We start from the raw sequence: 26,930 nt of genomic DNA, 5'->3' as shown, positions 1-26,930 counted from the left end.
GTCGTGCTCGATCGCGACGGCACGCTCCTCGGCGCAGTCGACTTCGAACGGCTCGCCTTCGACCGGTTCGAGGCATCCGCCTTCGTCTCGGACCCGAAGTCGGCTCGCGCGATCGCTGGATTGGTCAATCGACATGCTCCGTCAGGCGTCGCGGGCTCGGGCGACGACGTCACTCCGCTGGTCGCCGGTCTGGTGCGGGCTCGCGCGATCTACGAGCTTCCCGTTCTTCGCGCGGAAGCTCCGATCGGAGATGTCCTGGGCGTGGTGGAGAGTCGGACGCGGATGGCGACGCTGCTGGACCTCGATGAACTGGTGGAGCACTACAGGAACTACGACCTCAACTCGGTGAAGACGATCTGGCAGCTACGACAACTGATTCGCCATCGACTCACCCACCAATCGATTGCGATCTGTCGAGATGATGAAGGCGTGCTCGTGGGTGCGTGCATGATGAGTGCCTTGACACGGCGATACGGCTACATCGATGCGCTGAGCGTGCTGCCCGAAGCGCGCTCCGGTGGCGTCGGTACTGCGCTGCTCGCCCGATTCGCGGCGTACTTCGATGCGCTGGGCGTCGGCGGTTTCGGCGCCATCGCACCGAGCAACCCGATGCGTCTCGAAAGGGACGGTGGCATCGACCGTCTCCAGAGCGATGCGTACCGGGTGGCACTGCGTCGACGACACCGGTTCAGGGGGCACGGGCGTCTCCGCAAACTGGTCGAGCGGATCGGGCCGATCGAGTCGCGACCCGTCACCACTTTTCGGGCGGTCGACATCACCGAACTCTGAGGTCGGCTCCCATCTGTGTTGACGAGCGGGAAGTCGGCCACGACGCGAAAGAGTCCCGAGGCGACGCCTCGGGACTCTCTCGAACTCGTCGAAAACCTCTCAGCTACCGCCGAGCTCGGGGAGCTTGTCCTCGAGCGAACCGTCGATCGCTTCTCGTTGCTCGATTGCCGGTGCTTCGTACGTCATTACTACTCCTGTCGATGCGCTGCCCGCCGAGTGCTGTGCAGCCAGGAGCGAGGGTACCTCTTCCTCCGCTGCTTGTCCACAGCTGCGGCCGGTCTGCCTCGAGGTGTCGCTCGTGACCGACTGCGTGCGGAGTTCACCGGCGCCGAGTGCGACGCCAGCGTCGGAGACGACGTCGAACGGAGTCGACGTCGAGGCGTACTCGTCCGATGACGTCACGAGCCACGAACGCCGCAGTGCTGACACCCTCGATTCTGTCGACTCGCCCGATGATCGACTCGGTGCTCACGGGCCGATCGTCGTGAGCGTTTCCGTCGCCTCGAAGCCAAGCCCGACCGGCAGACACTCCGCGCAACCGATGGACGGTGAGTGTCCCGCTCGTCGCGATGAATGCGTAGACGCGTCCACGCCGCATTCGGCGGTGCTGGACGATGCGGACTCGTGTGCCGGTCTGGATCGACTTCCCCATCGAGATCCCGTAAGCCACGATCCACAGGGGAGCATGTGAGACGCGCTGTTTGAGCACTGCGATCTTGGCGTCGGCGGACACACTCGTCGCAAGCTCGGCGTCATGCGTCTCGTCGAGGCGAGCGGCATGCGTGACAGGCTTGCCGGGCATCGACCAGTAGGTTAGCGAGACATGTGTCGCCGGTTCTTGCTCGCTGACGTCATCGTCGAGGTGGCGCAGGTCGAGGGCGATGTCGCCCGGGCTGTCGAGTCGATGTTCGGAGCGTGCCCGAGTGCAACGGGGTCGCCCACGATCAACATCGAGTTCTCGTCCAGGCCCCTGTCGGTTCCCGATCGGCTGGCGGACGTTTCGATCAACGATGTCGAGCGATGGCACACTGCTGATGGCGTAGTGACGCGCCACGCAAGCGGTGCAAGCGGGCAGCGTCGAGGTTCTGGCGTCGTCGTCTGGACGCCCACCGGACTCGGAGACACCGATCGGGCCGTCCGTCTCGCTCTCCAGTATCCGCTGGTCGACGCGTTGAGTTTGCAAGGCCGCTATCCGCTTCACGCAGCGGTGCTCGCGGCAGATGGCCACGCCCTCCTCGCTGCAGGACCGACCGGCGCCGGGAAGTCCACGTTCGCGGCGGCTGCATTGCGATCGGGTTGGCTCGCCTTCGGTGACGACCTGGCATTCCTCGGCCACGGCGCAGATGGTGAGATTCGTGTCTGGGCGCTTCCGAAGGCCCTCAACATTCCGACGGATGCGATGGAGCACATCCCGTCGGACGGCCAACGGATCGACGACGACGCTCGTAACCGATGGAGGCTTCCCGCTGCAGGCCGACTGACACCTGGGAGCGCAGTGCTCGCTGGCATCGTGATCGTCGACCACTCCGGCGGCGCGGCGGCGTGGATGCGGCTTGGCGACTCTCCGACACTGTTGAAACGATTCGCACTCTCGCTCGGCATCGGGCGTCTGAGCGGAGATCTCCGTGAGATCTTTCGTCTCTCTGGAGCGATGGCCCGGATGCCTGTGTACGAGTACCTTCACGACCGCGACCCGACGCAGCGTGCAGCAGCCGTCGATGAGTTCCTCGCAACGATCGGGCCGAGCCTCACCGGGTCCGGGCGACCACTGAGCGACCTCGCCGAGCCAGGCATTCAGTAGTTCGCGAGCGTCCCGGCCGTGCGCGCGGCGCGAAGTGCACGGTTGAACAGCAGCAGAGACGCCGGCAGCAGCACGACGTCGAACGCCATGAGCATCAAGATGTCGGGGATGACATCGGTCGGCGCCGCGTCGGTGAGCAGTGCCGTTCTCAAGCCGTTGATCCCGTAGAAGGCCGGGAATGCGTGCGCGAGCCACACGAACGGGGCGGGCATCGTCGAAACGGGGAAGAGCGCACCGCTCACGATCGACGTGAAGAGCGCCAAGGGTCCTGCCAACGGGTCGCCACGCTTCAGGAGCAGGACGAAGCTCGCCCCGGCAATCCCGAACGCGCAGAACGAGAGCAGCGTCAGAACGAGTACGACGAGCGCCATCAGCAACCCGCCGATCGACAGGCCGTTGCCCATGACGCCGATGCCGATGCCGACGTACATCACGACGTTGATTGCCGTCAGGATCATCGGGAATGCGAAGGAACCTGCGAGCCACACCCAGATCGGAGTGGGTGTCGAGAGCAACACCTCCATGGTGCCGAGCGATTGCTCCCGAAGAATGTTGGCGTTGAAGGTGGAGATGCCGAGCTGCGAGATGGAGACGACCGCGAGACCGACGACGGCGAAGTCGAAATAGTCTCCACCGAACGCCTGGAGTTCGGGTGCGTCGGTCACGAGTTGGCTCACGTGGTACAAGATCGCCATCGTGATCGCGACCTGGAAGATCCTCACCGGATATCGCAATCGGTACGACCGCTCGATCTGCCAGTCACGGCGAGTGATCGCCGCGAGCCGCGTGAGTTGATGAGTGGTGTTCATCAACTCTGCTCCTCGGCTGGTGCCGGGTCGACAACCAGCATCGCCCGCAGAGCAGCGGAAAAGCCTCCGTTGCAGCGGAGTTCCTCGACCGTGCCATCGAAACGAATGCCGCCGTCGACCAGAGCGACGACGTCGTCGCAGACGTTCTCGACCTCGTCGAGTCGGTGACTCGACAAGAGGACCGCGACGCCGGCTTCGGCTGTCTGACGAAGCAGATCGGCCATGTCGTCGGCGGCGATCGGGTCCAGTGCCCGCGTCGGCTCGTCGAGAAGGAGAAGCGGCGGTCGGCCGATCATCGCGCGTCCGAGCGACAGCCGAGCGCGCATCCCCGACGAGTAACCGAACACCAACTTGTCACGATGGGCGAGGCCGAGCCGTTCGAGCAGTTCGTCGGATCGGCCAACCGCATCGGATCGGGACAGTCCCTGCATGACGCCGAAGAACTCGAGATTCTGGCGACCGGTGAGCCGCCAGTAGAGGGACCGATCGTCAGCGAGAACCAACCCGATGTTGCGTCGTACGTCGACTGCTGCTGTCGTCGACTCGTAGCCGTTGACCTCGACGGAGCCGGTCGACGGATCGAGCAGTGTCGAGATGATTCGCATCAGCGTGGTCTTGCCAGCTCCGTTCGGACCGACCAAGCCAACGATGCGCCCGGCGTCGACCGAGAAGCCGACGGAGCGCAATGCGACGACGTCGTCCTCGGACGCTGCTCTCGCGAATGCCTTCTGAATCCCACGCTGGCGCGGAAAAATCTTGCTGACCGAATCAACCTGGAGCATTGCGCTCGAGGAGACCGGCGTCGATCATCTCGTCGAGGAACGCCTGGACATCGGTGTCGATGGTTTCGCGCGGAACGTCCGGGTGAGCGACCGACAGGGCATCGCCGAGGTCCTCGAAACGACGTGGCTCCACCAACTGCTCCCAGACGCTCGTTCCCACGGGATTCAGCGTGATCATCTCGTGCCCAGCGGTGTCCATCAATACTGCGCGTCCGGCGGACACCTCGTACACCACGTTCTTGCATCTCGTGAAGAAGGATCCGACCATCTGTCCAAGGGTAGCGCCATGCTTGCCGTGGTTTTCGGTCGCTTCGCTATGCTCCGGACGTGACGCAGACGAGCGCAAGGCTGCTGGGGGCTGCGTCGCTTTCGTCCGCTGCTTCGGCCGTTCCGGCCCGCCCGATCTCGATCACCTTCGTGATGGAGCAGCATCTCGGGCACCTCACGTTTGCGGACAATCTGCGTGGATCGTTGTGCGACGAGCCGCACGTTCACACCGATTGGGTGCCGATCAGTTACGCGGCGACGTCGAAATGGTGGGAGCGAATTCCGTCAGAGGCAATTCGATCCGCGTTGCGCGGCCGCAACGAGGTCGTCCGGGGCCTGCGTCAACATGGAGACGCGACTGCGTACGTGTTCAACTCGCAGGTGCCCGCCGTGCTCGGCGGGCGCGCCAGCCGACGACGCCCCTTCGTCGTGTGCATGGACGACACACCGGTCCTGAAGGACTCGATGGCCGACGACTACGGCCACCACCCGGACGGCCGGGTGCTGGGCGCTGTGAAGCACCGCTGGAATCGTCGTCTGCTGCACGCCGCAGCCGGGATCGCCCCCTGGAGCAATTGGGTGCGGACGTCGTTGATCGAGGACTACGGGATCAGCCCACAGAAAATCCTGGTGATTCCTCCCGGCGTCGACGTCGCATCGTGGAAGACCTCGACGCCGTCGACGGAGCGCGTGTTGCGCATCCTGTTCGTGGGCGGCGACTTCGAACGCAAGGGCGGACCGCTGTTGCTGGAGGCCGTTCGATCGCTCGATCCAGGGACGGTCCAACTGGACATCGTGACCCGCTCGGACGTTGCAGCCGAGCCGGGAGTCGACGTGCATCGCGGCCTGTCGCACGGCGACGACAAGCTGCGAGACCTCTTCGTGCGCAGCGACGTGTTCGTGCTCGTGAGTTCCTCGGAGATGTTCGGGATCGCCGCCGTGGAAGCAGCCGCTGCGGGACTGCCGTGCATCGTGACGAGAGTGGGTGGCCTCGCGGATCTCGTCGTCGAAGGCGAAACCGGCTACGCCATCGACGTGGGCGATGCCGCTGGCCTCACCGATCGGCTTCGGCGGCTTCGAGACGATCCGGACCTGCGCCTGCGGATGGGCGCCGCAGCCCGCGCTCGGGCGGAAAGTGATTTCGACGCCACCACGAACGCTCGGCGACTCGTGAACTTCGTCCGTCGAGTGAGCGATCCCGCAGCCGCAGAGCGGGGGAGTGGCGCCGCATGAGTCTGTCACTCGGTCCGCGTGAAGCGTTGGCAACCTTGCGAGTCCTGTCGCGTGGGGACCTGGCCCGATACAGCACCACGAGGACATCGGAGACGACCAAGTTCGAGCGGGAGCTCAGCGTTGTCTTCGATTCGCCTTACGCACTCGGGGTCAACAGCGGTACGAGCGCACTGATCTGTGCGCTCGTGGCGGCTGGGGTCGGTCCGGGCGACGAGGTGCTCGTCCCTGCGTACACGTGGGTGTCCTCTGCGGCGGCTCCGCTCGCGGTCGGGGCGATTCCGGTACTGGTCGAGATCGACGAGAGTCTCACGATCGATCCGATCGATGCCGAGCGGAAGGTCACCGATCGCACGAAGGCGATCATCCCGGTCCACATGTTGAACCTGGTGTGCGACATGGCGGCGATCACAGCCCTTGCGAAACGCCATGATCTGGTCGTCGTCGAAGACGCCTGCCAGGCCATCGGGGTGCGCTATCGCGGGCGACCCACGGGGACGATCGGCGATGCCGGCGTGTACAGCTTCAATCAACAGAAGAACATCAAGTGCGGCGAAGGTGGAGCGATGGTCACTTCGTCCGCCGTTCTTCATCAGCGCGCAGGGATGTACCACGACGTGGGCAGCTATGAACGGGTCGGTCACGAAGCCGCCGAGGGGACACTGTTTCCGGGCATCAACGCTCGGATGCCGGAATTGTCGGCGGCGATTCTTCGACCGCAATTGAGACGGCTCGACCGTCAGATCGCGCTGCGTCAACGCCGTCGCCGCATGGTGCTCGACCACGTGGCCGACATCCCCGGCTTGTCCGTGACCGTGTCGCATCACCATGCTCCCGATGAAGCGGTCGGAATCGGATTGCGGTTCGATGATCCCGACGAGGCAGCCAGGTTCGGGGCGACACGAGGAGCCCGGCGGCTGAGCGACACGGGTCGCCACGTGTACACGAACTGGAAATCCGTGACCGGTATGCATTCGCATCACCCCGATCGTGATCCGTACAAGTGGAGCGATGCGGTGTACGACTACTCCGAGTCGGCGTGTCCGCGAACGCTCGAGATCCTCTCACTGTCATGCACGGTGGAAACGGCTCCCGAACTCCCGGGGCCCGTGTTCCGGTCGATTCTCAAGCGGCTCGGCGCGTCGTGACGATCATCCCGCTCACCGACCACGACTGGTTTCTGCGCGCACCGGTCGAAGGTCCCGGTCTGTGTCGTCGGACGGCAGGCTTCAGCGATCTGTGGCTGGCGCAGCTTTTCGCAGTCGTCTGCTGATCTCGTCACCGAGCCGGAGCGACAGAGCGATGATCGTCAGCGTCGGATTGGCATAGCCGACGGTCGGGAAGGTGGAGCTTCCGGCCACGAACAGGTTGCTCCAGTCGTGGACCTGGCAGTCAGCGTCGACCACACCGTGGCGGGGGCTGGCATGCATGCGGGTGCCGCCACTGGGATGGAACGAACCGCCCGGCGTCGTCAGTTCTGGTGGCGTGCTCCATGGCACCGGGTCGTACGTGGCCACGCCGCTGCGCTCAAAGGCATCGACGAAGAGTTGTTGGGTGCGCTGAAGGCCGTCCATCTCGGCGCGACTCCACTTCCAGTCGAGCGAGATCCGGCGTCGACCGAACTCGTCGCAGCGATCGTCGAGGTACAGACGGTTGTCGGGGTCGGGGAACTGCTCGACCTGGTGCTCCACGGCGAACGAACCCCACGGCCCCCTCGACCCGGCGAGGCCGGACCAGCCGGCATCGGTGCGGGGTGGGATCCGGCGCTGAGCGATCGACATCCGGGCGGCGGTGGTGGCGACCCGCGCCAGGCCGGGGAGAACGTCGCGAAGTCCTGCGGTCCTGATCGGCCGCCGGAGCCGAGGGAGGGAACGGACCGCGTCCTTCGCCGCAGAAACCGCCTCGAGTTCGGGTTGTGCCAGCTTCGGAAGAAGTTGTGCGGCGCTGTGGGGCAGTTCGAGTCGCGCCATCGCAGCCGGCGTCGGGGTGAGTCGACCCATCCGCCATGTCGTGGGATCGTCGACGTCGGCGCGGATGTCGAACTCGCCCATCCCGTCGATCAGTGCTGGGTCGTGGGGAGTCAGTCGCCCGCCAACCGTTCGCAAGTGATCCATGTGGTAGCGGCCGACGTTGTCATGTCGGTTGCCGATGCCATCTCCGCCGTTCGCTCCGAGCAGGAGTCGCGGATTCTCGAAGCCACTTGCGGCCAGGACGAACACCGACGCCTGTACCGAGAACCGTGCGGCACGTCGATGATCGACGTCGACGGAAGTGACTCGACCTTCCTCGCCCCGAATCTGGCCGACCGACGCATCGAGCATCACGTCGACATTTCGTGAGTCCCGTACGAGATTCCACATGTCGTCGGTGAAAACCGATGACAACGCGAACCGCTCGAGTCCTGTCGTCAACCCGAATTCATCGAGGTGCAGATCGCGATCGTCACCTCGACGAGATCCCGCCGCGAGATCGTCGATGTCCGAGAGGCCGAGGAGGGAGCGTGCGCGAGGGTAGTAGCGCTGAAGGCCGTCCCAAGAGATCGGCCAACCACTGTGTGGAACCCAGGCTCGGCGCTCCAGGTCGATCGGTGAGAGTCCGACCATGCGCACGCCTCTCCGATGCCACGGAAGGCGGACGATCCACTCGTTCGCAGCACCGCCGAACCTCGGCGGGGGAGTCGGCGGCCGCTCGAAGTCGAGTGTTCCTTCACCGATGTCGCCGTCGTGCATCCCGTCGGGCCGTCCTGGCCGGCCGCCGCGTTCGAGAACCAGTACTCTGATCGAGGTACCGACGAAGCAGGATGCGATGCTCAGTCCGGCCGGACCGGCGCCGACGATGCACACATCGGTCTCGACGACTGAGCCCTCGGGATGGTGGCGAGCATTCTGGAGAATCGCGGTACCTTAGTGCACCGTGATTCGCACAGTTCGAGACCGCGTGTCAGACCGCCGCCCCTGAGAGTCCGATGCAGAATCGTCCCCCACCTCTGGTCAGCGTGATCGTGCCGACCTTCAACCGCGAGGACGGCATTCGTCGCACGCTGGACGGCCTGTCTCGCCAACAGTTGCGCAACGGATCGTTCGAGACGATCGTCGTCTCCGACGGTTCCACGGACGGCACGAACGAGTACCTGACGAGCGAGTCCACGCCGTTGCCGATCGTCGCGATCGTGCAGGAGAACAGCGGGCCGGCGGCGGCTCGGAATCGGGGGATCGAGGCGGCACGAGGTGAGTTGGTCGTCTTCCTCGACGACGACGTGTTGCCGGCCGTCGGGCTGCTCCAGGCGCATGTCGACGCACACGAGCGTGCTGACGGGCGACTCGTGACGATTGGGCCGATGCTGAATCCGACCGATGTCGAACTTGGCCGCCTCGTCGCTTGGGAGCAGCGAATGCTGTACAAGCAGTACGACGCAATGACCTCCGGTGAACTCGAGACCTCGTCGCGCCAGTTCTACACGGGCAACGCGGCGATCGCCCGGCAGCACCTCGTCGAGCTGGGTGGGTTCGACGAATCGCTGCGTCGGGCCGAGGACGTCGAGCTCGCGTATCGACTCGACGATCACGGCCTGAATTTCGAGTTCCTCACCGAGGCGATCAGCTATCACTACGCCTCACGTTCGTATCGCTCGTGGCGTGCCAACGCCTACCTGTACGGCCGCAACGATGTCCTGTTCGGTCGCGATCGCGATCAAGACTGGATGCTGCCGCTGATCGGTCACCAGTTCCGAAGCCGCCACCGTCTCGTTCGAATACTCACCCCGATCATCGTCCCTCGACCGGCTTTGCATCGCCCTTTCGAGAAGCTGGGTCGTGGAGTCTCGTCGTTCGCAGGACGGCTGGGTCTCGAACGGGTCGAGCAGGCGATCCTCAGTGTGGTGTACAACCTCGCATACTACGAAGGCGTGTGCGACGAGGTCGGTGGCGCGGCCGAGCTGGCCGCATTGCTCGACGAGCGGTCAGACTGGGTTACCTAGCGGCACGGAACAACTCACGGGGTGCCTGGTGAGGCGAACGAGCGCTCGATGTGGTCGGACAGTCGGGCCGCCAACGCAACGATCGTGAGGGTCGGATTGAAATGGCCGCTCGTGGGAAACGTCGAACTCCCGGCGACGTACACGTTCTTCGACCCGTGCACGCGGCAGTTGGCATCGACGACACCGTCCTTCGGCGAGGAACTCATGCGAGTGGTGCCGGACGGATGCTTCATGTCCTGATAATGCGGCTGGAACGATGGGCTCCCGAGAATCTCGCTGACGCCTTGCCGGATGCCGACGCTCGCCAACCGGTCGAAGAAGATCTCGTGCAACCGTCGATGGGAACGCAGTGTCGATGATCCGATCCGCCAATCGACCTCCAGTCGGGCCATTCCGAAGCGGTCGAGGTCGCGATGCCGAAGGCTGATGCGGCTCTCCGGATCGGGAGCATGCTCCAGCTGGTCGATGACAACGAAGCTCGTCGGCCGGTTCCGGCTGCGCAAACGATTCCAACGCAGGCGAGCGAGTTGGGGTGAGTTCGCCGCCAACGCTGCGAGCTGTCGCGCAAACACGCGGTGGTCGGTGATGGTCCGGCGTCCCAACTGGGCACGAACAGCGAGGTATGCCTCGAATCCGGAGCTCTCTTCGAGCTCGGACACCAGGTAGCCGTGCAGGCCGTGATTCAGGAGTTCTTCGTCGTGCTGCGTCTTCTGGTCGAAGACGACGCGCAGCTGGGCCGGCCCGTATGGAGTATCGGCCTGTTCGTCGAGCATCTGGAGGACTGCGAGCTGCGAGTCGTCGAGGGGTCGAACGTCGACTCGTGCCAGCCCGGCGCCTCGAACGTGGTCGAGATAGTAGCGCCCGACGTTGTCGTGATGGTTTCCCAGACCATTGGGCTGCGCATCGTTGGACAGCAGCAGGAGCCGAGGGTTCTCCAGTCCACCGGCGGCGACCACGAACGTGCGAGCGCGAACGGAGAATCTCCGCCCGCCCGGTCCGATGATCGATGCGGCCTCCGCTTGGTCGTGAGACACGGACGTCAGCCCGACGCACGTGGCGTCGGTGATCACCTTGACGCTCGCCGCGTCGCTGAGTTGCTGCTTGGCGGCCGGTCCCATTGCCGGTGCCTGCGCCCAGAGGAACACTTCCAGGGCCGACGCCGAGTGCTCGGAACAAAATGCTCGAATCGTCGGGTTCGACGGCCACTCCTCGATCCGCAACTTGTCGGCGTGCGGCACGTCAAGAATCTCGGACGCGACGCCGAACCACGGCTCGAGTTCTTCGATCGAGATGGGCCACCCGCTGTGCGGGACCCACGGGCGATAGTCGAAGTCGATCGCTGTCGGTCGAGTGCACCGGCCGAACCACAGGTTCGTGGATCCGCCGAACCATCGCCCTCTGTCGGGTATCGGATTGTCGAACGGCCGCCCGGTGGGGAAGAACTTGAAGGCGCCGGCTTCCGCTTTCCGATCGTGACGCAATCCCCCGGCTTCGAGCACTGTCACGCGGAGTCCGGATCGGGACAGACGGCGGGCAATCGTGATCCCCGCAGCTCCGCTCCCGATCACACACACATCTGTGTCGAGCTGTGCGCCGTTCTCGACCCCGTCGGCCGCGAGCAACGTCACGATGCGCTCGGTTGCGGCGGTTCTGGACGGAGGAGATCCTTGCTCTGTGCGACGAGATCGGTGTCGATCGGGTCAGTGTTGAATGCTCGCACCGTTGCCTGCAGGGAGTCGCGGGAACTCATTCCGACGAGCGCCACGGAGATCGCTGGATGAGCGCGGACGAACCAGATGGCAGCTTGTGCCGACGAGACCCCAGCGCATGCGGCGAGTCGGCGGAATTCGAGCAGTCGTTCCGAATCCGGTGATCGTTCGGCGAGGTCGGCTGCGGTGAGGTTGTCCGTCAGCAGCCCTTGGCCGAGAACGCCATGGGTGATCACCTCTGCGTCACGTTCGGCGGCCAGTGGGATCTGTTGGTCGTCCGCTGACTGATCGAGAAGGCCGTAGGCGACGTGGGCCACCGTGACGACCGGTGACGCGAGCCACGGTCGCGCATCACTTCCTGGTCGGAGGCACACACCGAAGCGTCTGAACTTTCCGCTGTCGATCGATCGTTGCGCCCATTCGAGGATGTCGTCGATCGCCACGTCGCCCGGCTCGTGCACTTGAAAGCAGTCGATGGTGAGTCCTGCGAGCCGGCGCAGGCTGCCGTCGAGAGCTTGCGACAGGTAGTCGAGAGAGAAGTCCTGTGCCGTGTAGGCGGGGCCTCGTGTCGTCTCCGCGAGCCGTGACATCGCCGACGGCGTGGTGCGCTGGGTCACTGGGCGGAGTACACGCCTCGCGATGCGCTCGTACATCGGTCGCTGCGAGAAGCGGAAGCCGGCCTTGGTGGCGATGGTGACATCATCGGGGCGGGACCGAAATGCCCGGGACAACACCTGCTCGGCGACGCCGTCGCCGTACGCGTCTGCCACGTCGAAGAAGCGCACACCTTCGTCGTGCGCGAGTTGTACGAGGCGAGTCGACGCTGCTCCGCCTGCTCCGGCACGCATGCTTGCAAGGTTTGCGCATCCGAAGCCGAGTTGCATCACCGTCGGCACTATAGACAGCGACTCGGCACCTGCGTTGACCTCGCGGATCTCGTCATCGACGTCGCTTCCCGATGTTCAACATCACATCGACGATGCGCCGAGCGTTCTTCGCAGCGTCGTAGCGTTCGCGGACGAGTTCGCAGGCGGCGGAGCCGAGTCGACGGGCACGTTCGCGGTTCTCGGCGAGATCGACAAGTGCGTCGGCCAATTCCCCGATCGCACCAGGTCGCACCAGGCGTCCGGTTTTCTCGTCGTGGACGATCTCCGAGATGGCTCCGACATCGGTGGCGACGAGTGGGAGCCCGGCTGCACCCGCCTCGGACAACACCATCGGGAGACAGTCGCCGTAGGTCGGCAGACAGAAGATGTCGGCTCGCCGATACTGGTCGATGAGCTCGGGGCTGTTGGGTGTGAGACCGCGATGCACGAACACCCCCGGCTCGGGCGACAGCTCGGCCGTGGTGACGACGTGCAGTTCCAGCTCTGCCGGCGATCCCGACTCCGTCAACCGGCGCCGCACCTCACGAACCGCCTCGACGAGGTCGAATCCGCCCTTCCGTCTCAGATCTGCACCCACGAAGAGCACCCGGACCGGTTCGGAGTCGTCGGTCGTCCCAGTTCTCGGCGGAAACCACCATTTCTGTGGATCGACGCCCGGAGGAATGACCTCCACGTCGGCGGGATCGACGCCGTAGTCCGCCACCAGACCGGCCTTCGTCCACTCGGCCCACGTCACCAGACGATCGGCGCGCTGGTAACAGCGCGTGTTGAGCGCGTGTTTCAGACGTTCGAGACGATCGCTCCCGGATTCGTGCCCGTACACGTCGCCGAGTTCGTCGTACTGCAGTGGAGTCGCATCGAGTGAAACGACACGCGGGATTCCTCGAAAGCGATCCGTGTTCAACACCGCCGGCACTTGGGTGTGCACGAAGAGCGCGTCGAGAGGAGCCTGGCCGTTTTCTCGACGAATGGCTCGACCAGCGCGGAGCGATGCCCGAACGGTCCAGTTCGAATAGCCGGGCATGTGTCGCATCGCTCCTGTCGTTTCGAATGGCACGTGGAGGAAGACCGGGTCGATGCGCCCGTCTCCAGGAAGGAGTCCTTCGAGATTCCTGCAATGCGTGACGTGGCCCAACGTCTGCTCCATGACGAATGCGACGCGAGGCCCATTCGGAGTGGTCTGCGTCATGTCGTCCGTGGTTCGGGCATGAGGGGATCCTACGTTCTGCTGCCCGCGGGAGACGGCTTTCGAGCCCCGTGACGCAGGTGTACGCTGCCCTCGGTGAGCGGAACCACCTCGGGCCTCGCGGCCGCTCGCCTCGTGCGCGGATCGTTGATCTCCGTTGCGGTCGGGATCTCCGCGATCCCGTCGTCATATCTCGTGACGTTGAGCTGCGCTGCATACTGGTCGTCGGCCGGCCGCAGGCGCCCGTCGAGAACGGCGCCCAGTGAGCCATCGACGAAGTTCGTCGTGTTGATCCCTGCGCACGACGAGGCGGTCCTCATTGCCGAGACGGTCGAACGGTTGATGTCGGCGGCGTACCCGGCGGAACTCCTCGAGGTGCACGTGATCGCCGACCACTGCACGGATGAAACCGCTGCGATCGCTCGCCGGGGCGGCGCGATCGTGCACGAACACGACGACCCAGAACCGCGTGGCAAGGGTGCGAGCCTCAGATGGGCGATCGCTGATCTGTTGGATCGGGACGACATTTCGTCCGATGACGTCGTCGTCGTGGTCGACGCTGATAGCGGAGTCGATTCGGGTTTCTTCTCGGCGCTGGATTCAGCTTTCGATGACGACGTGCATGTCGTCCAGGCGTACTACACGGTTCGCTCACCCGGGGCCTCGACGGCGACGTCATTGAGGTATGCCGCGCTCGCGGCGCGTCACTTTCTCCGCCCGCTGGGACGAACTGCCCTCGGATCGTCGTCCGGATTGTTCGGAAACGGTATGGGGTTCCGTGTCGGCACGCTGAGCACGCTGGAGATCAGCGACCACTTGACGGAGGATCTCGAGCTCGGTTGTCAGCTCGCGCTGGGCGGCGTCACGATTGCGTTTGCTCCGGACGCGAGACTCGAAGCCGAGATGCCGGACTCGATCGATGGCTCGACGACGCAACACGAGCGTTGGGAACGTGGACGAATCGAACTGGCTCGAAGATTTGTGCCGCAGTTCCTCCGACCCGCGAGCGGTCGTGGCCGGCCGATCGGCATCGGGCAACGACTCGACGCAACGCTCGACCTGCTGACACCACCGTTGTCCGTTGCGGTTGCCCTTTCGACGCTGACCGCAGCAGCAACGGGGATCGACCGTGCCTGTCGTCCCACCAGCGCGTGCGCTCGCGCCCGGAACCGCATCGCGATCGCTTCACTGGGCGGGCACCTCCTGCATGTGATCGCTGCGCTCGTGATGGTGGGAGCCCCCGCACAGGTGTACCGCTCTCTGCTGAGGGCACCTCGATTGGTGGTCTGGAAGGTCGTGCTCTGGAGCAGGATGGTGATCGGCGGATCGGAAATCGGCTGGACGCGTACCGAGAGGAACACCTCCGACCGAATCTGACAAGCCCGATCAGATGTCACGAATGAAGCGTGCGGGCACGCCGGCCACGAGCGTTCGGGGTGCAACGTCGTGGGTCACGACGCTGCCGGCACCCACCGCTGAACCTGCTCCGATCGTGACGCCCGGCATCACGATGACCCGGGCCCCGATCCACACGTTCTCGGCGATCTCGATCGGTTTCGGCGCCGGCGATTCGAGACGCCGATCAGGGTCGAGTTCGTGAAACGCCGTGTCCATGATCATGCAGTGCGGTCCGATGTGGCACATGGCGCCGATCGAGACGCGCTCGGTGGCCACGATCGAGCAGCCGAAATTGATCAGCGATCGTGAGCCGACGGTGAGACGACCGCCGCGCTCTGCGACCAATTCGAGCTTCGCCACCGTCGAGACCAATTGGACGCGGTCCCCGATGACCATCTCGCCGCGGGCGACGACGCGAGGACGGCCCCTCACCCTGACGCGCTCCCCGAGCGACGCGCGGCGTAGGAACCAGTGCGCCCGGACGAGTGCTGTGCCGTCGCTGATCAGTCTGCGCTGTGTTCCCCGGGTCACGGGACGGTTCCGAGCTCGGCGGCAAACCCTTGACTTGCGTCATCCACGATGTCGAGCCCATCGGCCGTACGGTTCGGCAGAAGCGACCAAGCCAGCGCTCCTGCGTAGCCGAGGTCGCGGAATCGTTGGAGGCGTTCGACCGGCTCGGCGGGGTTGTGGTGGAACTCGCCGATCAGTATCGGAAGGTCGGTGTCCAGCGACCGTGCAAGTTCGGCGTACGACACACAGGGAACGCACTCAGACTTGCCGGTCATGTTGTCGTACCAGTGGACGGTGAGATAGTCGAGCCCGAGGTCTGTCCAGAGTGGTAGGCCGTCCATTCGAGCGGCACCGAGGCTGACCAGCGATGACGTCGTCGCGTGCACACGCTCGGCAACCTCGCGTACGAAGTCCCGTACCAGATCGCCATCGATGAGGCTGTTCCAAATCGCCCACTCCGGTTCGTTCATGACCTGCCACGTCATGATCCGAGGGTGGTTCGCATAGCGGATGAACAAGTCGTCGATGACATCGACGAACCGGGTCATCGCCTCGGGAGTGGCGAGCCACTCGGGTGGGATCTCGATCGCTCCCGGAAAGAGTGTGAGGACGAGATCGACATCGGCGGCCTCGGCCAGGGCAAGCGCAGTGTCGATGTCCTCATACACCGCGGCGGTGAAGTCCACCGGCAACCCGGCCGTGTCGACATTGACGTGCGGGCGGACCTCGGGAAAAACCCACCACCGAACGGTGGACATCCCCGCGTCTCGGGCTCGATTGAGCGCATCCGATGCGGTGACTCGGGCCGACGGAGAACTGACACCACCTTGCTGGCCGCAACCGAAATCACACCCGAAGTTGACCCAAGGCAGGTTCGCACCGTGCCGATACACCTCACTCCCGTTCCAGGCGATCGTGACCGGCTCCTGTGCCTCGATCGGTTCCGATGTCGGTGGTGAGGTGGTGACCGGTGGCGTGGTGACGGTCGGTGCGGAGGCATCCGGCGTGCCGTGCTCCGGCGTCCGTGGAGTTGTCGTCAGAAGCGGATCTTCATCGAGGTTCGAGGTGGTCGTCGAGGGAGCGACGGTCGTCGTGGTCTGGGTGGTGGTCGGGGAGTCGAAGACGATCCGATCCTGTTCGGCGCATCCGGCCGCGAGTGAGGCGATCGCGACAAGAAGTCCGAGACATGTGCTGTGTCTCGGACGGTTCCGGCCGGCGTCGCGACGGCGAATGGTGAGAAGCATCAGCGGGCGACCTGTCTCAGACGTTGCACCTCGGTTGCGAGCCGGTCGGAGTATCGGTGGACGTCGGCGTTCTCCACGACCCATCGCCGTGCGTTGGCTCCCAGTTGGGTGGCGCGAGCGTCGTCGTCGAGGAGTGCGACGACCGCCTGACGGAGTGCGGCAGGATCGTGAGCCTCGACGTACACGGCGGTTTCCCCCTCGATCAGCGTGTCGTTCTGGCCGACGGTTCGAGAACAGATGACGGCCTTGCCCATCGACATGGCCTCGAGGATCGTGGTGATCCCGGCTTGGAAATCCACGGCCTCGAGTGGCATGACGACGAAGTTCGACCGCCCGTAGAGGTCGCGCAGATCGTGCAGGCTCAATCGCTCGAACTCCACGTTCGCAGGGCGAGCGCCATGCTGTGTCGAGTCTTCTCGTTTCGACCACGGGCTGTCCGCGGCGATCAGCACGGAGACGTCGAGCCCGTCGACGGCTCGGAGCAACGTTGCGTAGTCGCGGCGTTCGAGCCCGGCGCTACTGATGAGCGGCACGTCCGGCCCCTCCACCTTCGAGGGATCGAAGAACTGCGTGTCGACCTGGAAGGTCGTCAGCACCACGTCATCAGGGGGCACACCGAATCGATCAATGATGAACTCGCGCTGGAACGAGCAGTACACGACGAAGCAGTCGATCAACCGGGCGAGTCGGAGTGCGGAGGTGAGGCCCGCTTTCTTCGGCACCGACATGATGTGGACGATCATGAGATGGCGCGCCGTGCCGCGCCCCAGGAAGCGCTGGAGGATCGCAAGTGGCAGGCCGACCTGCTCGCCGTCACTGACGATGACCTCGTAACGCTTGCGATTTCGATGGCAGTACCAGGCGAGGAGGCCTCCGGTACCGGCGACGCGGTGGATGATCCGTCCCGGACGACCGAGTTGTCCGAGGGCCGTGTCCACGTCGACCAGATCCGCATCGAAAGCATCTTGCATCACGCAGTAGTCAGCCTTCGGGCGCGACCCGGATTGCACCTGCTCGTCGATGTCGAGGGGGATACGGCCTGACACGGTCAGGAGAACCGGTCGACGACGAGTCATACGGGGGTGCCGATCTCGATCACGCTGATCGACCATGGCGGGAGGAGGAGTTCGAACTGCGAGCCACTCACGTCGATGCGTCGTGGGGGTGATGTGGTCATGTCCGTCGACGTGTGGTCATCTGCGTGTACAGACGTGACCGTACCAGACGTCCATGTTCCGACGCCCTGCAGTTCGACGACTCGGCTGGTTGGTCGGTCATCGAAGCTGAGCGCCACGATGATGAGCTCACCGTTGGCACGAGTTGTCGGGTAGATCCGCGTCGAGTCGTCGCTCGCTGGGACGGAATGAAGGAATTCTCCGGCCTGCGCCCACGCTGCCATCGCATGGAACTGGGGAAGCCGACCCTCACCGTCGAGGCTCAGCATTCCGTAGTCCGTTCCGGACTCGGTGGTCCCGTTCGCGAAGTTCCATTGGGTCGCGATCGGGACATCGGCGATGACCAGTTGTCCGATGGTTTCGGCGATGTACAGAGCGTTGAGCGCCGTCTTCATCGTGCCGCGATCGTCGCCGCCTTCGAACGAGATGAGGTTGTACTCGGTCACTGCGATCGGAGTGCCATCCGCCAGCATCTCTCTCGTCGTCGAGATGAGCCCTGGCCAGGCTTCGGCAGGTCGACCCACGGCGTCGACCGAGCCCGGCGACTCCGAGAAGCCGTAGTCGTGGAGGATGAAGAAGTCGAAGTTCCCGCCCGAGGCCTCGAGCACCTCGGTCGACCAATCACCCCATGCCGACGGATCGGCGACACCGACTGCGCCGATTTCGATTGTCGGGTCCACGCGCTTCATCGCACGACGGAAGTCCTCGAATCCGTCGTGTTCGTCGTCGCCCAGGACGTACTCGTCGCCTTGGCACGTCCACACGTGCTCCCAACCGAACGACGCACAGTCCGATCCGCCGGTGTCGGGTCGGGCGCCGAACACCTCGTTGCCGATCTCCCAGTGCTCGATGCGAATCGGATCCGGGTGTCCGCGGTCGCTTCGCAGCGATGCCCACGTTCCCACCGTTTCCCAGTCGGTGCCGTCGCGATCGACTCCGATCGGCGTGCGGTCGTCGACGGAGCCGTTGAAGAACGCCACCAGCGCGGCGGCGCTCTCGGCGGTCTGATTGAATGCAACGGTCCACATCCCGTCGAGCCCGGTCGCATCGAGTACGTCGGCGAAGTCGCTCGGAGCAGCGGCCCACGTGGCGAAGCAACCCGCTTCGTCGTCGAGCTCGCAGCTCAACCAGTCGTAGTCGTTGCTCCAGCTCCCGCCGGGCATGCGCAACATCGTCGTTCCGCTCGCGATGATCTCGGCGCGGAAAGCGTCGTCAGCGAGTCGCTCTGGGCCGATCCATGCAGGCAGGTTCGTGCCGAGCACATGCGGGTCGATGGGTTGCGGAGTCCCCGCCACGTCGACGCTGATCGGGGGCCGGTGGGCCAACTCGGCGGTACCGCCGGACCCGCCGGTCGGTGAACAACCGGCGCCGACCGTTGCGTACGTCAGTACGACGGCTGTCAGCCGGCGCAATGGTGTCGATGTCGCGGCGCCGTCATGAGATCGTGGCACGGGCTTCTTCGCCGGGAAGCAGTGACCACGTGGTCTCGTCCTTCCCCTCGACGAGGTGATCGATCACTTCGACGCCCATCATCACCGAGTGGTCCGTGTTGCCGATCTCGTATCGCCAGGCGCCGAATCGACCGCGGGAGAAGACGTCGTGCGACATCAGCCATGGTTGAATGATCTCCAACGCCGCGTCGCGTCCGAGCGTTGGAACGGGGTACGAGTAGGGGACATGCATCAGTTCTCTGCTGATGATCTTCGTGTCGGCCTGCTCTCGTGTGAGGAGCTGTGACGACACGAGACCTTCGATCGTGCGGTCCACGACATCGTCGACGTCTTCCGTCTTGTACTCCGACTTCGACACCTCGGCAAGCAGCGAGAAGTGGCCTGGTCCGGGGGTCATCTCCGGCGAATAGTTCGACAGATAGGTGACACGATAGAACGGAGAGTCGTCCTCGGGGAAGTACATCCAGCACTTGGTGCTCGGGCACGGATCGGCCACGCCGATCCCGATGAAGAGGCCTTCGGTGTGATGAAGGCTGGTGACCGCGTCGACGACTCCCGGCGGCGCTTCCGGGATGCGCTTGATGAGTTCCTTGAGGGGCAGCGTCGTGATGAGCTTGTCGTACGCCGTCGTGGTGCCGTCGGCGAAGTGGACTTCTCGGCCGATGACGTCGATCTTGGCGACCTCGTGGTCGAACTCGACAGACTTGGGCAGGGCCTCGGCAATCCGTTCGTACAACATTCCCGTTCCGAGCAGTGGGAACTTGAACTTGTTGTTCGGTCCCCACGACACGTCGTCGCGGTCGTACACGTGGTTTTCGATGATCCGGCGCAGGTCGACCTCTGGGACGCGATCTCCTTGCCACGAGGTCGACATCATCTCGATGGGGTGCGCCCACACCTTGAAGTTGTACGGCAGCATGAAGTGCTCGGCGATCCCTCGGCCGAAGATCGCCAGGATCCATTCGTGGAAGTTCTGTTTCGGCAGCTCGTTCTGCTGAGCTTCGATGATGCCGAGCAGACTCTCGACGTACACCTCGTCGGGAAGGCGATGGATGTTGTTCTGAAGGGGGTACGGCACGAAGCGGTCGCACATCCACACCCAGGCCTCGCGCATGTGCTGGTCGTAGTCGCCGCGCAACATGCCTTCCACGAGGTCGTCGAAGTAGGTGTAGTGGCTGAACATGACGTGTCCGCCGTGGTCCCAGATGAACCCCTGGTCGTCGCGGTAGCTCGATGCGAGCCCGCCGACGTGGTCAGTGCGCTCGTAGACGTCCCAATCCTCATGTCTCAGCTCGGCGAGCCGGTGCGCCGCACCGAGACCCGTCGGCCCAGCACCGAGCACGACGATGCGGTCGCTCATTTCTCCACCGCCACGGCCTGCGGAGCGAGGGTCTCGTGAGATGCTCGATGATCGACGTACATTCGCGACGTTCGGTCCACTTGGAACTCGAAGGATCCCCGGAAGCCCTGGATCATCCCGGTGACGTACTGCGACTTGGCAGGACGCCGAAGCGCTCGCTTCACGACGAAACGAGACGCTTGAGAGGCGAAGCGGCGAGCGAACAGCCATGTCGCATACGGATCACGACATCGAACGTGTTTTGCATAGAACGCCCCATCACCGAAGCCGTAGGCGGTGAGCAGGGTCGGCCAGTCTTCGGACTCGCGCCGGCCATCGTGGCGCATCACGACCTCAGGCCGGAGCGCGATCACATGGTCCGCAGCGAACGCCCGGTACGCGAGGTCGAAATCCTGTGACGATTTGAGTGGGCCGCCGCCTCCCAGCACCTCGTCGAACCCTCCGATGGAATCGAAGAGTCGGCGACGGGCTGCGTAGTTGGCGCCCATTCCGAAGACGCGGAAGCCTTCGCCCTTCTTCAGGCGCTCTGCCTTGTCGATCATCAGGTAGGGCGTGAGTGCGACGCCGTCGTTGTCGGGGTACGCGGCGACCACCTGGCCGTACAGCAGGTCCGCCTCGGGATCGTTCTCGAACGCAGTAACGACGTGGTCCAACCACTCGGAGGGAGCGATGCAATCGTCATCGGTGAACGCCAGGATCTCACTCGTGGTCTCCGAGATTCCGCGGTTGTAGGCCTTGGAGAGTCCTGATGTCGTCATCGGTACGTATCTCACCCGGCCGTCGGATTCCATGATGCTCTCGACGATCGGCCGGGTGAGCCCATCGGTGCTCTGGTCGACGATCGTCAGATCGAACGGTTCATATTCGTTTGCGAGAACCGATTCCACTGCGGTGCGGATCTTGTCAGCCCGATTCCGGGTGCAGATGATCGCCGAAACCGGCGGCTGCTGGGTCGTCATGTGGAGGTCTCACTTTCGCTGGGAGGAACGCCGGGAGGGCCCGAACGACCAACGCCCGAGGATGCGTCGTCCGTGGGCTGTATCGGGGAATCGTCGCGGATCTCATCGGTTGTGCGTGAAGTCTTTCGGCGAACCTGGGAGTAAAGGTGAGACAATTCTTGACGTGGGATGACGTCAAGGATGCGGGTCGTGAAAAAGTAGGCGACAGCGCCGGACAGTACCATCGCCGGGAGCCCCCATGCGCCGACAACAATGGCGGCGGGCGCGATCGCGGCGGCACATGCGCCACACCGGAAGAGGAAGCCTGCGGTGCCGCTGTCGAGCACTCCGGTGGGGCGAATGCGCATCGCTCCGAACATGATCACCAACTCCGTGAGCACGGTGATGGACGCCGCACCGATGGCACCGTTGGAGAAGCGCTCGACGGTGTAGGGAATCGCAACGTAGTTCAACGCCGGGTTGATGATTGCGGCGATCACCCCGATCACGAGGAAGGAACTCTGACGGTCTGTTGCGAACAGCGCCATCCCGAGAATGACGTCGACGACAACGATCGGCATGGACAGCGCGAGGATCCTGATCAACACCGCCGATTGTTCGAAGTCCGCCGTGTAGAACGTATCGATCAGTGCTGGCGCAACCGCGATCGTTCCCACCGCGAGCGGGAACGTGACGAACGAGATGAAGCGCAGCGCCCGATTCACCTGGTTGGCCAGCCGTCCAGGATCGTCCTGCGCCTGGACCGAGAGCGACGGGAACATTGCCAGCAGGGCAGTGGCGGCCAGGAGAACGGGCAGCGAGATGATGCGGTACGCCAGCGCGTACCACCCGACTGTCTGTGAGTCGGTCATCGGCCGCAGCATCAAGAGATCGACGCTTCCGTACGCGTACAGCACGATCTGGTAGAGCATGAACGGAAGCCCACCGATGAGGAGGACCTTCCAGACCGACCACTTGATCCTGATGTGTCGGAAGGGGGCGGTTTCGGCGCGGATCGCGGCCGCATTGACGACGATCGGAATCGCAGAGAACGGAACGGCGAGCAAGGCGATCGACGTCGGTGCCAACTTCGCACTGATGAGGATCAGTGTTGCGATTCCCGCCAGTACCTGAGCGACTGCTCCGACGGTGGCCGGGCGGCCCATCCGTTCGATGCCGTGCAGACACGACACCAGAATTTCGTTCACCATCGTCAGGTTCATGACGATCAGCGCTGCGGCGCCGAACAACAGCGTCGTCCGGTCGAGATCGAGGACCACACCGAGCAGCGCAGCACCCACGGAGAGGAGCGTGCCCATCGTGAGCTTCAAAGTCACAGCGTTGGCCGCGTATGAAGCGAGTTGGGTTCGGTCACGGGCAATCGTCTTGACGAGGAATGTTCCGGTACCGGCTGCGCCGACGAGCCCGAAGAAGGCGATCAACACTGCGGCGTAGGTGTACTTCCCGAAGTCCTCCTCACCGAAATAGGTCGGCACGAAGACGAGCAGGATGGATGACATCAAGATCGTGCCGACTTGGGAGAAGAGGAGCGAGAAGGCGTTCTTGAGCGTGGTGTTCATGACCGATTGGAAAGATGCGGACCCGTGCTCGTCGGCCGTGATCCGACCGGTGCAGCGATGGATTCCGGCGGGGCGGGTTGAATCGACGCGACGAGGTGCAGCGTGTGTTCTGTGATGGGTACAGGTGGGTCGACCGCTTCCCTTGCTTCGACGTCGGCTGAGTCCGCGCACCATGCCATGGCCATCGAGAGGAACACGACGCTTCGAGCGTCCCAGCCGATGTCGACGTAGGTGAAGACGGTGTACATCACGATGTAGCTGAGGCACGCAACCAGAATGGCCCGTTCGTCGCCGTCCTTCACACGAGCGATCGAACGGGTCCCGAGTTGAATCGTCCGTGCGAGAACGAACAGCATCAAGACGAATCCGACGTAGCCGGTCTTGAGCCAGATCCAGAGCAACGAGTTGTGAGGGAGGAAGTCGCGGAACTCGAACCCAGGCCCAAGATCCGGTAGTGCCCATGGCTGGTAGAAGCGGTTGCCGAATCCGACGCCGAGCTCCGGCTCGGCCCGAATGGTGAACCAGATGTTCGTGGCCTCGATCTCCCGATAGAGGTCCGAGCTCCGGTCGACTGCATCGAGCTGTTCGGGAGCGATGAACGACTTCACCGCCTGGGCTCCGAACCCGAGTGGACCGGTGACGCTCCAGAACGCAAGCACGTACCCGACGCCGAAGACCGTCAGGGTCGGCGCGAGCCACCAGAAAGCGCGGCGCCGTTCGATGAACAGGACCGCGAGGAACAGCACCATCGCGATCGCGAATGCGTTGAATGCCGAGCGCCGCTGCGACAGCGCGAAGACGATGATTGCAGGAATGCAGAACGTCAGCGCCGTCCAGCGAAACCGGCTCGAACACTTCGGGAGGAAGATCAGGCACAGGGTGAGAATGAAGAGGACCGCCAGATGGACCGACGCGCCGTGTTCGGTCAGCGAGTCGAGGTCGCCTCGAAGACCGTCCTCGAGATTGCGGTAGAAGATCAGTGCAACGATCGACTGTACGAAGACGCCGACGAGCGCCACGACGAAAAGCGTGATGTAGTGGCGACGACTCGTGAAGACGTTGACGATCAGGAGGTAGACGACCAGGATCAGGAAAAGAGCTCGCCCTTCGAAGATCGCGATTCTCAGATCTCCACCTCGACGGATGACGCCGTTGGCAAACCCGACGACGACCATTCCGGTGAAGAGTGTCAGTGGAACGAACATCTTGCCGCCGCGGAACGACACTCTCGCCCCGTTCACCTGACTCCGGATGAGCCACGACGTCGCCGTGGCAATCACCAGGACCTCGAGCGGGCTGAACGTCAAGGGGTCGGCGACGTAGAGGATGGACTCTGCGCTCGAGAAGTTCTTGACGAACGGGTACCAGGGCGCCACGGCTGCATCGCTGGCCATGGTGAAGAAGGCGATCAGATACACCCCGATCACGGGATTAAACAGCAGAGCGCTCGTGCACAGCAGAAGTGCCAGTAGAGCGACGGCGAATGGCTGGGGGGCCGTCGCGGCGGCGGCGAGGGACACGATCACCAGCACGAAACTCGCGCAGAGATACTGCTGCCACCAGGCTGCGCCGACGTGGCGCCGCTGGTCTTTGACCGTCGTGATCCGTCGCAGGCTCCGCCGGTGTGTGCTCGTGGTGTCGGGCACGGTTAGTAGAACCCGAGTCGGAGATATGCAGTGCTGACGATCGCTGTACAACCGAGAAGGAGCCAGGTCGACCTGGGTGAGAGTGGACTGCGCCGGGTCGTGAGGCTGACGAGGAAGACGGCGAAGAAAAAGCCGAGCAGGAGGATCACGATCGTGCTCCCGAGGCGGTCACAGCCCGAGACGGCGTCGGATGATCCGGGGGATCCGACTCTGCTCCTGGTTGAGGACGATGCCGCTGACTCGGCCCGTGCCGAGCTGTCGGAGGCCCTCCTCGACCTGATCGAAGGATGTGACACCGTGTCGCACGACGAACGCCACGTCGTCTGCCAGCTCCGCGAGGAAAACCGAGTCGCTGGTGAGCAGCACCGCAGGAAAGTCCAAGACGAGGTGATCGAATTGAGTTCCGAGCACATCGAGAAGCTTCTCCAACGTTCCGTCGTGAACGAGGACCGCCCGGTCGAGGCTGTTGGCGTGTCCCGCCGGAATGACCTCGAGGCACGGATCATTCGTCTTGAGGATCACATCTTCGATCTGAGCGCCCCGGAGAATGACATCGCTGAGACCAGCAGCCGCTCGAACCTCGGCGTCCTGTTTCCACCAGTTGAGTTGCACCAGCCCGACCCGTTTGCGCGTGTCGTGTGCGAGCGTTGCGGCGAACGCCGTGCTGATGAACGAGACCCCTTCACCTGACAGTGCGGATGTGAATGCGAGACGTCGTGGCAGGTCGTCTCCGCTGGCCAGATGAGCTGAGACGTATCGCAGAGCCGACGCGACGGGCAACGAGGCTGACGGTAGTTGAAGATCGTCGGTGGCGACGATGATCGCTGATCCCGCCGCCGAAGGCTTTCGACGGGCTCTCATGCCGCGACTCCGCTGCTGCGTCGGCGATCAGGCCGCCGCCTTCGCGTCGTCGAGCGATCGATGGGGACGGACCCCAAGATCGGAATCGCAAGCCGGGCTTCGACGCCCTCACGGTCGCGTACCGACCGGTCGAATGCTGCGGCGAGCGCCACGAGCGCCAGGACACCGATCACCCCGACGACCACCAGGAGCAGAACGGTGAGCACCATCCTGCGGAGGTTGGGCTCCGGAGCGAACGGCAGACCAGGTTCATCGACGATGTTCACTCGCTGGTCGATGTCCAAGCGGGTCTGCTCGGCGACCAGGCGGGCCTCCTCGGCCTTGGCGAGAGCGCTCGCGAACTGGTCTTGCGCGAAGGTTTCGGCTGCGGTGAGTCGAGCGATTGCGTTCAGCTGGTCGATCGGGCGCTCGCCGATCACGGGCGCCTCGTTCTCCTGAACGAAATTGTCGAGATCCTCGCTGGCTGCGGCGAGGGCGGTCTGGTAGTCGGCGGCGAGGTCGTCGTAGAACTCGGCGGCCGAACGGCTCTGCTCCACGGCGTCGTCCACGACGAGAGCGATGAACGAGTCGATGGTGGCATTGGCGAGTCGAAATGAAGCTTCGGGATCGGATGTGGTCGCCGTGATGCTCACCAAAGCGTCGCCGACCGGTGCGGCACTGACCGTCGTTCTCACGTCATCGAGCGTCATGACACCGCTCTCCAGGGCGCCGACGAGGCCAGCCGCCTCAGCGACCGTGAGGACGAAGCCTGTCGAGCCGAGAAGGTCGTTGATTCGACGGCTCGTCACGCTCGCAGGCGTTTCGAACGTGAACGGGGCTTCGATGGTCACATCGGACAGGTTCGAGAGGAGTGTGTCGCTGTTGACGGACACGACCCCGCCGGACTTGAATTCGTCCTCACTGCCGGTCACCGTGAACGCTGCGAGGCCGATGGCCAAGACGAGTGGGATCAAATAGAGCCACGGGCGACGGAAGAAGGTCTCGAGTAGGCGGATGAGTGCGATTCGGGACATCAGATCTCCTGGATTCGGCGGATTGAATGCTCTCGCACCCGCCGCACGCGGGAGGGAAGCTTACTCGACCTGAGCTGGAGGGGACTCGATTTCCGTTTCGTGAGAACGACCTGTCAGCGGACGATGAGGTTGTCCCAGTGCCACGTGTGGTGGCCGTTGGTGTCGTTGTCCTTGTCGGGTGTGTAGTTGTGGTCTTCGAAGATGACTCGGGCGTTGCGTGGGAAGGTGCCGGGTACTTGGCGGACGTATGTGGATGTTCCTTGGTCGATGCGGACCTCGATGGTTCCGTTGCCGAGGTCGGTGATGCAGTGTTGCCGG

Annotated in this window: 25 protein-coding genes; 7 read left to right on the top strand and 18 right to left on the bottom strand. The window is 64.0% G+C overall.

Annotation, left to right across the window (positions count from 1 at the left end):
* The first annotated feature begins 3 nt into the window (after positions 1–3).
* Positions 4–789: a GNAT family N-acetyltransferase gene (locus ABJK40_RS08890; RefSeq protein ID WP_348480855.1), complete on the top strand. Its 786-nt coding sequence runs from the start codon at positions 4–6 to the stop codon at positions 787–789.
* A gap of 99 nt (positions 790–888) precedes the next feature.
* Here ABJK40_RS08890 and ABJK40_RS08885 read toward each other — a convergent pair whose 3' ends face one another.
* A complete protein-coding gene (locus tag ABJK40_RS08885) occupies positions 889–1,218 on the bottom strand; it encodes a hypothetical protein (RefSeq protein ID WP_348510235.1) in 330 nt (109 codons plus the stop codon).
* Positions 1,219–1,612: 394 nt separating this feature from the next.
* Here ABJK40_RS08885 and ABJK40_RS08880 point away from each other — a divergent pair, with 394 nt between their 5' ends.
* A complete protein-coding gene (locus ABJK40_RS08880; RefSeq protein ID WP_348480857.1) occupies positions 1,613–2,590 on the top strand; it encodes a hypothetical protein in 978 nt (325 codons plus the stop codon).
* On the opposite strand, the gene ABJK40_RS08875 is transcribed toward ABJK40_RS08880, so the two are convergent.
* From ABJK40_RS08875 to ABJK40_RS08865, 3 genes are read right to left on the bottom strand one after another with little or no spacing between them, the layout of a single operon-like run.
* Positions 2,584–3,399, bottom strand: a complete 816-nt coding sequence (locus ABJK40_RS08875) for an ABC transporter permease (protein ID WP_348480858.1) — start codon at positions 3,397–3,399, stop codon at positions 2,584–2,586. The two genes, ABJK40_RS08880 and ABJK40_RS08875, sit on opposite strands and share 7 nt — an antisense overlap.
* Positions 3,399–4,181 (bottom strand): ABC transporter ATP-binding protein, encoded by a 783-nt coding sequence (locus ABJK40_RS08870; RefSeq protein ID WP_348480859.1) that lies wholly within the window; start codon positions 4,179–4,181, stop codon positions 3,399–3,401. Before ABJK40_RS08870 ends, ABJK40_RS08875 begins: the two co-directional genes overlap by 1 nt.
* Positions 4,168–4,449 carry a PqqD family protein gene (locus ABJK40_RS08865; RefSeq protein WP_348480860.1) on the bottom strand — a complete coding sequence of 94 codons (282 nt, stop codon included), beginning with the start codon at positions 4,447–4,449 and terminating at the stop codon, positions 4,168–4,170. Before ABJK40_RS08865 ends, ABJK40_RS08870 begins: the two co-directional genes overlap by 14 nt.
* A gap of 59 nt (positions 4,450–4,508) precedes the next feature.
* Here ABJK40_RS08865 and ABJK40_RS08860 point away from each other — a divergent pair, with 59 nt between their 5' ends.
* Both ABJK40_RS08860 and ABJK40_RS08855 read left to right on the top strand, forming a co-directional pair.
* Positions 4,509–5,681 (top strand): glycosyltransferase family 4 protein, encoded by a 1,173-nt coding sequence (locus ABJK40_RS08860; RefSeq protein ID WP_348480861.1) that lies wholly within the window; start codon positions 4,509–4,511, stop codon positions 5,679–5,681.
* Entirely contained in the window at positions 5,678–6,826 is a 1,149-nt protein-coding gene (locus ABJK40_RS08855; RefSeq protein WP_348480862.1) for a DegT/DnrJ/EryC1/StrS family aminotransferase, read from the top strand. Before ABJK40_RS08860 ends, ABJK40_RS08855 begins: the two co-directional genes overlap by 4 nt.
* Positions 6,827–6,907: 81 nt before the next feature.
* On the opposite strand, the gene ABJK40_RS08850 is transcribed toward ABJK40_RS08855, so the two are convergent.
* A complete protein-coding gene (locus ABJK40_RS08850) occupies positions 6,908–8,089 on the bottom strand; it encodes a GMC oxidoreductase (protein ID WP_348510234.1) in 1,182 nt (393 codons plus the stop codon).
* A 554-nt stretch (positions 8,090–8,643) separates the two neighbouring features.
* On the opposite strand from ABJK40_RS08850, the gene ABJK40_RS08845 reads away from it, so the two are divergent.
* Positions 8,644–9,654, top strand: a complete 1,011-nt coding sequence (locus tag ABJK40_RS08845) for a glycosyltransferase (protein WP_348480864.1) — start codon at positions 8,644–8,646, stop codon at positions 9,652–9,654.
* 14 nt (positions 9,655–9,668) lie between these two features.
* On the opposite strand, the gene ABJK40_RS08840 is transcribed toward ABJK40_RS08845, so the two are convergent.
* Genes ABJK40_RS08840 through ABJK40_RS08830 form a run of 3 tightly spaced genes read right to left on the bottom strand, consistent with a single transcriptional unit; the run spans position 9,669 to position 13,274 of the window.
* Complete coding sequence (locus tag ABJK40_RS08840) at positions 9,669–11,222, bottom strand: GMC family oxidoreductase (protein WP_348510237.1); 1,554 nt, start codon at positions 11,220–11,222, stop codon at positions 9,669–9,671.
* A 56-nt stretch (positions 11,223–11,278) separates the two neighbouring features.
* Complete coding sequence (locus tag ABJK40_RS08835; RefSeq protein WP_348480877.1) at positions 11,279–12,247, bottom strand: aldo/keto reductase; 969 nt, start codon at positions 12,245–12,247, stop codon at positions 11,279–11,281.
* Between the two features lie 55 nt (positions 12,248–12,302).
* Positions 12,303–13,274: a glycosyltransferase family 4 protein gene (locus tag ABJK40_RS08830; RefSeq protein ID WP_348510233.1), complete on the bottom strand. Its 972-nt coding sequence runs from the start codon at positions 13,272–13,274 to the stop codon at positions 12,303–12,305.
* Positions 13,275–13,532: 258 nt separating this feature from the next.
* Here ABJK40_RS08830 and ABJK40_RS08825 point away from each other — a divergent pair, with 258 nt between their 5' ends.
* Positions 13,533–14,813 (top strand): glycosyltransferase family 2 protein, encoded by a 1,281-nt coding sequence (locus tag ABJK40_RS08825; RefSeq protein ID WP_348480867.1) that lies wholly within the window; start codon positions 13,533–13,535, stop codon positions 14,811–14,813.
* A gap of 9 nt (positions 14,814–14,822) precedes the next feature.
* On the opposite strand, the gene ABJK40_RS08820 is transcribed toward ABJK40_RS08825, so the two are convergent.
* The 8 genes from ABJK40_RS08820 to ABJK40_RS08785 all read right to left on the bottom strand — a co-directional run bounded on the left by ABJK40_RS08820 (position 14,823) and on the right by ABJK40_RS08785 (position 24,738).
* Positions 14,823–15,194, bottom strand: coding sequence for a DapH/DapD/GlmU-related protein (locus tag ABJK40_RS08820; protein WP_348480868.1), 372 nt, complete (start codon positions 15,192–15,194; stop codon positions 14,823–14,825).
* Between the two features lie 167 nt (positions 15,195–15,361).
* Positions 15,362–16,102, bottom strand: coding sequence for a hypothetical protein (locus ABJK40_RS08815; RefSeq protein WP_348480869.1), 741 nt, complete (start codon positions 16,100–16,102; stop codon positions 15,362–15,364).
* 485 nt (positions 16,103–16,587) lie between these two features.
* Positions 16,588–17,559: a glycosyltransferase family 4 protein gene (locus ABJK40_RS08810; protein ID WP_348480878.1), complete on the bottom strand. Its 972-nt coding sequence runs from the start codon at positions 17,557–17,559 to the stop codon at positions 16,588–16,590.
* A 101-nt stretch (positions 17,560–17,660) separates the two neighbouring features.
* Positions 17,661–18,926, bottom strand: a complete 1,266-nt coding sequence (locus tag ABJK40_RS08805) for an alpha-L-arabinofuranosidase (protein ID WP_348510232.1) — start codon at positions 18,924–18,926, stop codon at positions 17,661–17,663.
* 271 nt (positions 18,927–19,197) lie between these two features.
* Entirely contained in the window at positions 19,198–20,574 is a 1,377-nt protein-coding gene (locus ABJK40_RS08800) for an FAD-dependent oxidoreductase (RefSeq protein ID WP_348480871.1), read from the bottom strand.
* Positions 20,571–21,533, bottom strand: a complete 963-nt coding sequence (locus ABJK40_RS08795) for a glycosyltransferase family A protein (protein ID WP_348480872.1) — start codon at positions 21,531–21,533, stop codon at positions 20,571–20,573. The genes ABJK40_RS08800 and ABJK40_RS08795 overlap by 4 nt, the downstream gene beginning before the upstream one ends.
* Complete coding sequence (locus ABJK40_RS08790; protein ID WP_348415456.1) at positions 21,530–23,092, bottom strand: flippase; 1,563 nt, start codon at positions 23,090–23,092, stop codon at positions 21,530–21,532. The genes ABJK40_RS08795 and ABJK40_RS08790 overlap by 4 nt, the downstream gene beginning before the upstream one ends.
* A complete protein-coding gene (locus ABJK40_RS08785) occupies positions 23,089–24,738 on the bottom strand; it encodes an O-antigen ligase family protein (protein ID WP_348480873.1) in 1,650 nt (549 codons plus the stop codon). Before ABJK40_RS08785 ends, ABJK40_RS08790 begins: the two co-directional genes overlap by 4 nt.
* Positions 24,739–24,768: 30 nt before the next feature.
* Between ABJK40_RS08785 and ABJK40_RS08780 the strand changes: the two genes are divergently transcribed.
* Positions 24,769–25,428 carry a hypothetical protein gene (locus ABJK40_RS08780; protein WP_348480874.1) on the top strand — a complete coding sequence of 220 codons (660 nt, stop codon included), beginning with the start codon at positions 24,769–24,771 and terminating at the stop codon, positions 25,426–25,428.
* A 167-nt stretch (positions 25,429–25,595) separates the two neighbouring features.
* Here ABJK40_RS08780 and ABJK40_RS08775 read toward each other — a convergent pair whose 3' ends face one another.
* Both ABJK40_RS08775 and ABJK40_RS08770 read right to left on the bottom strand, forming a co-directional pair.
* The gene (locus ABJK40_RS08775) at positions 25,596–26,612 is read right to left on the bottom strand and encodes a hypothetical protein (protein ID WP_348480875.1); all 1,017 of its coding nucleotides are present in this window, start codon (positions 26,610–26,612) and stop codon (positions 25,596–25,598) included.
* Positions 26,613–26,725: 113 nt separating this feature from the next.
* A partial coding sequence (locus ABJK40_RS08770; protein WP_348480876.1) for a hypothetical protein occupies positions 26,726–26,930 on the bottom strand: 205 nt, incomplete at its 5' end.

The sequence above is a fragment of the Ilumatobacter sp. genome (assembly GCF_039969435.1).
Classification (GTDB): Bacteria; Actinomycetota; Acidimicrobiia; order Acidimicrobiales; family Ilumatobacteraceae; genus Ilumatobacter_A.
This window is presented reverse-complemented; position numbering and strand designations above follow the sequence as displayed.